The organism is Mycobacterium scrofulaceum, from assembly GCF_002086735.1.
GTDB lineage: Bacteria > Actinomycetota > Actinomycetes > Mycobacteriales > Mycobacteriaceae > Mycobacterium > Mycobacterium scrofulaceum.
In genome coordinates, this window is record NZ_MVIJ01000090.1 from 1 (window position 1) to 10,123 (window position 10,123).

Genomic DNA, 10,123 nt, shown 5'->3' on the forward strand with positions numbered 1-10,123 from the left:
GGGACCACCCCAGGGCGGGCAGCCTCCCGCCGGGCAGGCCCCCGCGGGCAACCACGTCGGTGGCACGGTGACGATACCCAGCTACTCGGGCGGGAGCCACGTGGTCGGGATCGACTACCCGCGCCCACTGGATCCGCCGCCGTCCCCGCCACCGCCGCCGGCCCCCTCGGCCGGTCCCGACGCGTTCAGCGGTATCGCCCCGGATGTGGACATCATCGCGATCCGCCAGTCCAGCCAGGCCTTCGGTCTCAAGGACGCCTACACCGGCGACGAGGACCCCCAGACGAGGGCGAAGATCGACAACGTCCAGACGATGGCCCGGGCGATCGTGCACGCGGCCAACATGGGCGCGCAGGTCATCAACATCTCGGACGTCACCTGCATGAGCGCCCGCAACATCATCGACCAGCGCGCGCTGGGCGCCGCGGTGCGCTACGCGGCGGTCGACAAGAACGCCGTCATCGTGGCCGCGGCGGGCGACACGAGCAAGAAGGACTGCAAGCAGAACCCGCCGCATGATCCGTTGCAGCCCAACGATCCTCGCAACTGGAGCTCCGTCACCACCGTCGTGACCCCGTCGTGGTTCAGCGACTATGTGCTGACCGTGGGCGCGGTCGACGAAGACGGCCGGCCGCTGACGCAGGGCGGTCAGGGGCAGGGCTCGACGAGCGTGGCCGGTCCATGGGTGGGCATCGCCGCACCCGGCACCGACGTCGTCGGGCTGTCCCCCCGGGACGACGGCGTGATCAACGCGATCGACGGCCCGGACAACACGCTGCTGGTTCCGTCCGGTACGAGCTTCTCGGCGGCGATCGTGTCCGGCGTCGCCGCGCTCGTCCGCGCCAAGTTCCCCCAGCTGTCGGCATACCAGGTCATCAACCGGTTGACCCGCACCGCCCGCGCACCGGCGCGCGGCGTGGACAATCAGATCGGCCACGGCATCGTCGACCCGGTGGCGGCGCTCACGTGGGACGTACCCGAGGGACCCCTGAAGCCGCCGCAGCAACTGTCGGCGCCGCTGAACATACCGAAGGCCGCCCCGCCCAGGGACATGGTGCCGGTGTGGGTGGCGGCCGGAGGCCTGCTCGGAGCGTTACTGATCGGTGGGGGCGTGTTCGGTACGGCGATGCTGATGAAGCGATCGCGAAAGCAGCAATGAGGGCGGAGCAGCAAACAGTCATGAAAGCTCAGCGCAGGTTAGGGTTGTCGTTGTCGTGGCCACGGGTCACCGCGGTGTTCCTGGTGGATGTCGCCATCATGGTGGTCGCCAGCCACTGTCCCGAGTCCTGGCAGGGCACCTATCGCATCGCCTTCTGGGTGGGTGTGGGCCTCGCGGCGTTGATCGCCCTGTTGTCGCTGATCACCTATCACGGCGTCACGGTGACCTCGGCATTGGCCACCTGGCTGTGGGACTGGTCCGCCGATCCGGGCACCGCGCTGGGCGCGGGTTGCACGCCGGCGCTCGACTACCAGCGCCGATTCGGGCGTGACCGGGTCGGTGTCCGGGAGCACGAGGGTCAGCTGATATCGGTCATCGCGGTGAATGACGGCGAGGGCGACCCGTCGTCGCGCCACCGGCACCGGACGTCGCCGCCCACCCTGCTGGTGCAGGCTGTCGCAGATGGGTTGCGGCAGTTCGACATTCACCTCGACGACATCGAGATCGTGTCGGTCAAGGTGCGCCGCGGCGGCAACGCCGCCGAGCTGTCCAAGCTCGACGACTTCGGGCCCGAGGAGTGGGAGGTGGCCAACGGCGAGCCCACCTCGTTCGTTCGCCGCACCTGGCTGGTGCTGCGGATGAACCCGCAGCGCAACATCGCCGCGGTGGCGGTTCGCGACTCGCTGGCATCGACCCTGGTGGCGGCCACCGAGCGGCTCGCACAGGACCTCGACGGGCTCACCTGTGCCGCGCGACCGCTGACAGCCGAGGAGCTCACCGAGGTTGATCGCGCGGTGCTCGCCGACCTGGAGCCCACCTGGAGCCGGCCCGGCTGGCGCCACCTCAAGCATTTCAATGGCTTCACCACGAGTTTCTGGGTGACGCCCTCCGACATCACCACCGACACGCTCGACGAGCTGTGGCAGGCGGATACCGTCGCCACGGTCCTGACGATCCGCCTGACCTCTCGTGCGGGCCGGCCGCAGGTGTCGGCCTGGGTGCGCTACCACAGCGAAAAGCGGCTGCCACGCGACGTGTCGGCCGGCCTCAACCGCCTCACCGGACGACAGCTGGCCGCGGTCCGCGCCAGCATGCCCGCCCCCGCGACACGCGCCCCGCTTGTCGTGCCGAGCCGCGTGCTGCGCGACGACGACGACCTAGTGCTGTCGGTCGATCAGCTGCGAGGGAGCCCGGCGGGCGTGCCTGCAGCGCAATGACGCGGCCGCAATCGACCGCCGAGGGCGCCCGCAACGCGATGGTCGCCGGCCTGTTGGCATCGGGGATATCGGTCAACGGGCTGCAGCCCAGCCACAATCCGCAGGTGGCCGCGCAGATGTTCGCCACTGCCAGCAACCTGGATCCGGGCATGTGCGACGCCTGGCTGGCGCGGTTGCTGGCGGGGGAGCGCAGCATCGAGGTACTTGCCGGCGCGTGGGCGTCGGTCCGGACCTTCGGGTGGGAGACCCGCCGGCTGGGCGTCACCGACCTGGACTTCCGGCCCCAGGTTTCCGATGGGTTGTTCCTGCAACTGGCCGTCACCAGCGTCGAGTCATTGGCTTGCGCTTACGCGGCCGTTCTCGCCGAGGCGAAGCGCTACGAGGAGGCGGCGGAGCTGCTCGACGGTGTCGAGCCCCGGCAACCCTTCGAGCAGGAGCTGGTGGACTATGTGCGGGGCGTGCTGTATTTCCGCACCGGCCGCTGGCCCGACGTGCTCAACCAGTTCCCCGAGGGCAAGGTCTGGCGGCAGCCCGAACTGAAGGCCGCCGGGGCGGCGATGGCCACCACGGCGCTGGCGTCGCTCGGCGTCTTCGAAGAGGCGCTGCGGCGCGGCCAAGACGCCGTCGAAGGCGACCGGGTGCCGGGTGCGGCAAACATCGCGCTGTACACCCAGGGCATGTGCCTGCGGCACCTGGGCCGCGAGGACGAAGCCGTAGAACTGCTGCGCCGGGTGTATTCGCGGGATCCGAAGTTCGGCCCGGCCCGCGAAGCGCTGGATAACGCGAACTACCGGCTGGTCCTGACCGACCCGGAAACCATTGAGGCGCGGACGAACCCGTGGGACCCGGAGAGCGCGCCGACCCGCGCGGAGACGGAGGCCGCTCGCCACGCCGAGGAGGCCGCCCGCTACCTGGCCGAGGGTGACGCGGAGCTCAACGCGATGCTGGGCATGGAGCGTGCCAAGCGGGAAATCAAGCTCATAAAGTCGACCACGAAGGTCAACCTGGCCCGCGCCAAGATGGGCCTGCCCGTCCCGGTGACGTCGCGGCACACCCTGTTGTTGGGGCCGCCCGGTACCGGCAAGACGTCGGTGGCGCGGGCGTTCAGCAAGCAGTTGTGCGGCTTGACGGTGCTGCGCAAGCCGGTGGTGGTGGAGACCAGCCGCACCAAGCTGCTGGGCCGGTACATGGCCGACGCGGAGAAGAACACCGAGGAGATGCTCGAGGAGGCATTGGGCGGGGCGGTCTTCTTCGACGAGATGCACACATTGCACGAAAAGGGCTACCAGCAGGGCGATCCGTACGGCAACGCGATCATCAACACGCTGCTGTTGTACATGGAGAACCATCGTGACGAGCTCGTCGTCTTCGGTGCCGGTTACGCCAAGGCGATGGAGAAGATGCTGGACGTGAACCAGGGTCTGCGGCGGCGGTTTTCGACCGTCATCGAGTTCTTCAGCTACACGCCGGACGAGCTGGTCGCGTTGACCCGGTTGATGGGCCAGGAGAACGAGGACGTCATCACCGAGGAAGCGGCGCAATCCCTATTGCCTTCGTACACCAGGTTTTATCTCGACGAAAGCTACTCCGAAGATGGGGACCTGATCCGCGGCATCGATACGCTCGGCAACGCCGGCTTCGTGCGCAACGTGGTCGAGAAGGCCCGCGACCACCGCAGTTTCCGTCTGGACGACGAGGACCTGGATGCGGTGCTGGCCAGCGACGTCACCGAGTTCAGCGAGCGGCAACTCCTGCGGTTCAAGGAGCTGACCCAAGAGGATCTGGCCGAGGGCCTCAGCGCGGCGGTTGCCGAGAACAAGTCGCCGTAACCCGGGCTCGGTCCGCGACGGGGCGAGCCCGCAGGCATCGGTGTCGCGGGCCGTGTCCGGTGCGGCTCGCGCGCTGAAAGTGCTTCATCGCAACTATTTTCGGCGACGGACGGTGCGGCCTGCGGAGCGGTAGAAAGCTTGCCTTTCGGCTCGGTGAGCGACACAACGGACTGAACGGTCTGGCACCGGCACGGCACTCGGTCAGATGCCGGGGAACTTCTCGGGCGCCGGTTTCATGGGCGTCGGTGGATCCGGCGCCCGCAATCATCGACGCCGAGGCGGTGGGCCGGAGGTGCGGTCGAGATGGGTGCGGCGGCTCGGTCGTGGTGCGCCCGCCCGCCGCCGGCCGGGTGAGCGGCGACGAAGTGCCGCCCGACGATTCTTACAAACCCGGATGGAGAAAAGCGTCGGCGGAGCAACGTCGTGGGCGACGCCACTAGGTGGTCGGCGTTCACGCAAAATGGGCTCTGAGCTGGGGCAACACGGCTCCCAGGAAACTAACAGCAGCTAATCAGGGGCTGGCGAGATTAGCGCGTTTACCCTTCATGCTGGTGAACGGTAGGGGAACTGCATGACAATCTGCGATCAGTTCGGCGATGTCGACGCGCGTGGCGCGACCCGTCGCGCTCAGGCGGCCACTTCGGAGGCCGAGCACCAGGCCATCGTTCGCGATGTGCCGGCCACCGCCCACGGGCAGATGGTGCTGAGCGCCGGCAGCAACATGGCCAGCACCGACAGCGCCGTCGGATCGAGCCGGGCGTAATAGGCGTCGATGGATTGAAGGGGATATTCGGGCCGCGGCCCCGCAATGCGCCGGGGCTCTGAACTGGAGCGTGGTTTTAGCGGCTCTGCCGCAGTGTGAATTGTGCCACTTCGGAATAAGCAACGGGAGGTCGTCAACTCGGGCAGTTACGCGTCGTAACATAACTTAAAAGCCATTGGTGCGAATCGGCTGAGTGCCGATCCGGTCGGGTGGAGTTTGTCCATAAATCGCGATTAGCCATTTCTGCTCAATCGTGGTTAGTTCATGCATTTATACGGCTCTGACCTGGTTGTATATAGAAATTCAGGGACTGACTGCAAACAAGTGCTCACATCGGCCAGCCCCCTGATGACATTTAGGATTTACACTCCGTTACGCGAAGGGAACACGGCATCGATGTGTTACGGTCAGCTTGAACTTATATTTGTGCGGTAGGGCCCGGAGGGCAACCGGCCGCCAATCTCTATAAGGATTTCCCGGCTAAGGAGAGAATGGTTTGTTGTCTTGCGTACGTGAACTAGCTCACCGCAGGAACGGGGGATTCCATGCGTTTCATTAGAACTGTCGCGCGGATACGGCCGGGGCAGCAAAGCCGCGCCTACCATGGCGGCCACTTGGGGGACCGGAGGTAGAAGATGCTGGATTTCGGAGCGCTTCCGCCGGAGATCAACTCGGGGCGGATGTATGTCGGTGCGGGCTCGGGGCCGCTGCTGGCCGCTGCAGCGGCCTGGGACGAGTTGGCCGCGGAGCTGCAGGTCACCGGCGCGTCGTACAACTCGACAATCGAGACGCTGGCGACCGGTCCATGGACAGGACCGTCGGCGATCGCGATGGCCGCCGCCGCGGCGCCGTACGTGGCGTGGATCAATGCCACCGGCGCACAGGCTGAGGCGGCAGGTGTCCAGGCCAAGCTTGCCGCCGGCGCCTACGAGGCGGCGTTTGCGGCCACCGTGCCACCACCGGTGATCGCGGCCAACAGGGCCTTGCTCGCCACGCTCATCGCCACCAACATCCTCGGTCAGAACACGCCGGCTATCGCCGCCACCGAGGCGCAATACATGGAGATGTGGGCACAGGACGCCGCGGCGATGTACGGCTATGCGGCCTCCTCGGCGACCGCGTCGCAGTTGACGCCGTTTGCCGAGCCGCCGCAGACGACGAACAACGACAGCACGGTCATGCAGGCCAGCGCCATGACACAGTCCACCGCGCAGTCGAGTTCCAACACCGTTTCGCACCTGTCCCAGCTGAGCACCACGATGCAGCCGGCGGTACAGACCCTGAGTGCCGGGACGAACGCGGGGACAACCTCGACGGGGCTTACGGTGCCGCCGATCGTCCAAAATTGGAACACCTTCTGGGGCGCTGTCACCGGGGTGTATTCGCCACAGTCGTGGAGCACGATTCCCGGCGGTCCGTTCCTGTCGTTTGGTCAGGCGTACGCGTGGGGCCAGAACGGACAGAGCGCCGCCGCCTACCTGTCCGGCCCGAAAGCCATCTCCGGCGCGCTTGCCCCCTTGACCAGTGGCCCCAGCGCGGTCAAGCCCATGCTCAGCTCCGCCGTCGGGGGGCAGGTCTCGGGGTCTCTGGGTAAGGCGGCCCTGGTCGGGAACATGTCGGTGCCCCAAGGCTGGACCGAAGCCGCACCGGCGGTCCGGACGATCGCCCAGGTGATACCCACCAACCTCGCCGCCGCCCCGGCCGCCACGCTGGCCGGCGAGGAGGGCATGTTCAGCCAGATGGGTCTGTCCAGCCTGTTGGGACGGGCCGTCGCCAGTAGCGCGACCCACTCGGTGGGCGCCACTGCGACCAAGGCCGTCGGCTCGCTGGGCGGGGTGGTCGCCGAGGCAGACCCCGCCGCCGCGACCATCATCGTGATCCCGGCTCTGGAGGACTGACGAGCGATGACCACCACGCACACCAGACCAGCACCGTCCACCCGGGCGCCATCGAGCAGGCAAGGGGAGTAGCGATGTTTTACGGAGCCTTTCCGCCGGAATTCAACTCGGGCCGGATGTACAGCGGCCCTGGCGCAGAGTCCCTGGTCGCCGCGGCGACGGCATGGGAGAACCTCGCCACCGACCTGCAGGCGACCGCGTCCGCCTACTCGTCGGTGGTCTCGAGCCTGTCCACCGGCCCGTGGGTCGGACCGTCGTCGATGGCCATGGCGGCCGCGGCCGCGCCCTACGTGGCCTGGATACAGCAAACCGCCGCCCAGGCCGCTCAAACCGCTGCGCAGGCCACGCAGGCCGTCGCCGCATACGAGACGGCCTTTGCCGCGCACGTGCCACCGCCGGTGATCGCGGCCAACCGGGCACTGCTCGCGCAACTGGTAGCGACCAACCTGTTCGGGCAGAACACCGCCGCGATCGCGGCGAACGAGGCCGAATACGGCGACATGTGGGCCCAGGACGCGACGGCGATGGACACCTACTTCGCGTCGTCTGCGACCGCATCGAACAGCCTGCAGGAGTTCAGCCCCGCCCCCCAGACGACCAACCAATCGGCGGGGCCGATGCAGGCGGCCGCCCTGACCCAGACCGTGAACACCGCGGCCGGCACCGTCACGAAAAACCTTGCGGGCACGGCCAACTTGGCCAGCACCACCACCGGCGCCACCGGGCCACTGGCCTGGCTCGCCAACCTCGGCACCGCCTACCAAACGTTCTGGACCAACCTCCTGAACACGATCCCGGGCGGGGCTAACTTCTACACGGCGATGTACAACGCCGTCAAAGTCCCCCTCGGCCTGACGACCACGTTCAACGACATCGGACTGCTGATCAACTTCCCGGTGTCACAGTGGCTCAAGTTCGCCCCGCCGATCGCGTACGGCGCGCTGCCGAAGGACGCGCTGGGGGCGGGGCTCGGGGCGCTGGGCTTCACCAGGGGAACACTGTTCGACGCGCTCAGCCCGACGGCGGGCTTCGCCCGGGGCACGCTGGTCGGATCCTTGACCGTTCCGCCCAGCTGGGCGTCGGCCACCCCGGCCATCCGTACGGTCGCCGCGGCGTTGTCGGCGGCGGGTCCCGAGGCCGTGCCGGCGGCCGCGCTGGGCGAGGGCAGCCTGTTCAGTTCGATGGGGATGGCGGGGATGCTGGGAAGCGCCCTCGGCTCCGGCGGGCCCACCGTCGTCGGTGCAAGCGTGCGCAACCGGATGAAGCCGATCAAGGATCTCAAAGACAAACAATCGCCGGAACAACTGAAGCGCCTGGTCGCACAGATATCGGAGCAACCCGAAACCGTGCAGCACCACAGCGTCGACCAGGACGGCCTGGATGCCCTGCTCGAGCAGTTGGCGAAGAAGCCCGGCATCCACGCGGTGCACCTGAAAAAGGGTGACAAGTCGAAAGTCCTTCCCGCTGACGCCCAAATCGGTTAGCGGGCAACATGATCCACTACCTGGGTCGCCGTCGCAGGAGAGAAGGTAAGCAATGAAACGGCTACTAGCGCTACTGGGTATCCCGCTCGTGATCGGCCTGGCCGCACCGGCATACGCCGATCCTCCGCCGGAGCCCGACGGTGACGACGGGGCCTTTCTGTCCGCACTGCATCAAGCCGGCTTCAGCTTCGCCAGCCCGGGCGCCGCGGTGGGGGCGGGCCGGGCGGTGTGTTCGTGCCTGAACAACGGCGAGTCCGGCCTGGAGTTGGTCCACGACGTGAAGACGCACAATCCGGGAATGGACATGGAGATGGCATCCAACTTCGCGTTGCTTTCCGCGAAATACTACTGCCCGCACCAGCTGAGCAAGGCCTGACGCGCGGATTCGTGCCGCGCACGAGATGTGCTGAGGCATAATATCATTCAGCGATCCAGGGCACGCGCTGCGCGTGGTGGCCCGGCATGAGACAATCGCCAGCTATGAGGCTGCTGGTGGCGGTGATCGGCGTGTGGGCCGTGGTCGGCCTGGCTGCGCCCGCACACGCCGACCCCGATGCCGGCGTCGACGAGGCGAGCTTTCTCGCTTCGCTGCGCACCGCGGGTATCACCTACAAGACGCCGGATGCTGCCGTGCAGTTCGCCAAGGCGGTGTGCGAGTCGATGGGCAACGGCGAGTACGGCCCGCAGATGGTCAGCGAGTTGCAGTCCCAAAACCCCGGGCTCACTGCGGATCACGCGACCTCGTTTCTGGCCATCGCCGCGAAGTTCTATTGCCCCCAGAAACTCAACATGCATGGCGCGTCGACGGCACCCCGCGGTGACCAATCCTGACCTTGACGCAACGGATTGGCGGCCCGCAGGTTTCGCGCACGTAGCCGCATAGCATCTGGTTGGGTTGGGGTCCACCCGCCGTTTACCTGCGCCTGGTTAGCTGCTGCCACGGCAGCGCGCCGGGCCGAGGGGGAAGGAATGCCGATGGACACGCTGAGTGTCGCCGATTTCGCGCTCCGCCTCGCCGTGGGGGTGGGCTGCGGGGCCCTCATCGGCCTCGAACGGCAGTGGCGGGCCCGCCGGGCCGGCCTGCGCACCAACGCCCTGGTCGCCGGCGGGGCGACGCTGTTCGTGCTCTACGCCGCCGCCACCACGGACACCAGCCCCACCAGGGTCGCGTCGTATGTGGTGTCGGGCATCGGCTTCCTCGGCGGTGGTGTCATCCTGCGCGAAGGGGTCAATGTCCGGGGGCTCAACACCGCCGCCACCCTGTGGTGCTCCGCGGCGATCGGCGTGCTGGCCGCGTCCGGGCATCTGGTCTTCGCGTTGATCGGCACGGGGACCGTCATCGCCATCCACGTGTTGGGGCGCCCCCTGGGCCGGCTGATCGACCGCGACAACACCGGCGACGAGGACGAAAGCTTGCGACCCTACCTGGTGCAGGTGATCGCCCGTCCGAAGCACGAGCAGTATGCGCGCGCCCAGATCGTGCAGCACGCCGGCGGCAACGACATCACCCTGCGCGGGATCCATACCGGGCGATCCGGCGACGACGAGATCACGTTGACCGCCCACCTCCTCATGGACGGGGACGCGCCGTCGCGGCTGGAGCGGCTGGTGGCCGAGCTGTCGCTGCAACCGGGAGTCCGGGCCGTGCAGTGGTACGCCGGCGACGAAGCGCAGCAGTCGGACGGGCGCGGCTAGGTGTACTGACCACGGACGTTAGGGACGGCGTGGCGTGGTGACATGACGAAGACCTCCGAGTGAAGTGCGAGCTGTCGA

At 67.5% G+C, this 10,123-nt stretch carries 9 protein-coding genes; all 9 read left to right on the plus strand.

The window, feature by feature from the left end:
- The coding region (locus BST44_RS28000) for a S8 family serine peptidase (RefSeq protein WP_142274726.1) at positions 1-1,159 on the plus strand (1,159 nt) is incomplete at its 5' end.
- A gap of 20 nt (positions 1,160-1,179) precedes the next feature.
- On the plus strand, positions 1,180-2,376 hold the full coding sequence (gene eccE / locus BST44_RS28005; RefSeq protein WP_083179970.1) for a type VII secretion protein EccE: 1,197 nt from the start codon (positions 1,180-1,182) through the stop codon (positions 2,374-2,376).
- Positions 2,373-4,205: a type VII secretion AAA-ATPase EccA gene (eccA, locus tag BST44_RS28010; protein WP_083179971.1), complete on the plus strand. Its 1,833-nt coding sequence runs from the start codon at positions 2,373-2,375 to the stop codon at positions 4,203-4,205. Before eccE ends, eccA begins: the two co-directional genes overlap by 4 nt.
- A 571-nt stretch (positions 4,206-4,776) precedes the next feature.
- The gene (locus BST44_RS28015) at positions 4,777-4,968 is read left to right on the plus strand and encodes a hypothetical protein (protein WP_083179972.1); all 192 of its coding nucleotides are present in this window, start codon (positions 4,777-4,779) and stop codon (positions 4,966-4,968) included.
- Between the two features lie 635 nt (positions 4,969-5,603).
- A complete protein-coding gene (locus BST44_RS28020; protein WP_083179973.1) occupies positions 5,604-6,866 on the plus strand; it encodes a PPE family protein in 1,263 nt (420 codons plus the stop codon).
- 74 nt (positions 6,867-6,940) lie between these two features.
- Positions 6,941-8,350 carry a PPE family protein gene (locus BST44_RS28025; protein WP_083179974.1) on the plus strand — a complete coding sequence of 470 codons (1,410 nt, stop codon included), beginning with the start codon at positions 6,941-6,943 and terminating at the stop codon, positions 8,348-8,350.
- A 52-nt stretch (positions 8,351-8,402) separates the two neighbouring features.
- Positions 8,403-8,726 carry a DUF732 domain-containing protein gene (locus BST44_RS28030; RefSeq protein WP_083179975.1) on the plus strand — a complete coding sequence of 108 codons (324 nt, stop codon included), beginning with the start codon at positions 8,403-8,405 and terminating at the stop codon, positions 8,724-8,726.
- A gap of 104 nt (positions 8,727-8,830) precedes the next feature.
- Entirely contained in the window at positions 8,831-9,181 is a 351-nt protein-coding gene (locus tag BST44_RS28035) for a DUF732 domain-containing protein (protein ID WP_083179976.1), read from the plus strand.
- Positions 9,182-9,325: 144 nt separating this feature from the next.
- On the plus strand, positions 9,326-10,045 hold the full coding sequence (locus tag BST44_RS28040) for an MgtC/SapB family protein (protein ID WP_083179977.1): 720 nt from the start codon (positions 9,326-9,328) through the stop codon (positions 10,043-10,045).
- The last annotated feature ends 78 nt before the right edge of the window (positions 10,046-10,123 follow it).

Excerpts from the sequence above, each read along its gene's own strand:
- BST44_RS28030 (WP_083179975.1), top strand. The coding sequence starts at position 8,403 with ATGAAACGGCTACTAGCGCTACTGGGTATCCCGCTCGTGATCGGCCTG.
- BST44_RS28040 (WP_083179977.1), top strand. The coding sequence starts at position 9,326 with ATGGACACGCTGAGTGTCGCCGATTTCGCGCTCCGCCTCGCCGTGGGG.
- eccA (WP_083179971.1), top strand. The coding sequence starts at position 2,373 with ATGACGCGGCCGCAATCGACCGCCGAGGGCGCCCGCAACGCGATGGTC.
- BST44_RS28015 (WP_083179972.1), top strand. The coding sequence starts at position 4,777 with ATGACAATCTGCGATCAGTTCGGCGATGTCGACGCGCGTGGCGCGACC.
- BST44_RS28020 (WP_083179973.1), top strand. The coding sequence starts at position 5,604 with ATGCTGGATTTCGGAGCGCTTCCGCCGGAGATCAACTCGGGGCGGATG.
- BST44_RS28035 (WP_083179976.1), top strand. The coding sequence starts at position 8,831 with ATGAGGCTGCTGGTGGCGGTGATCGGCGTGTGGGCCGTGGTCGGCCTG.
- BST44_RS28025 (WP_083179974.1), top strand. The coding sequence starts at position 6,941 with ATGTTTTACGGAGCCTTTCCGCCGGAATTCAACTCGGGCCGGATGTAC.
- eccE (WP_083179970.1), top strand. The coding sequence starts at position 1,180 with ATGAAAGCTCAGCGCAGGTTAGGGTTGTCGTTGTCGTGGCCACGGGTC.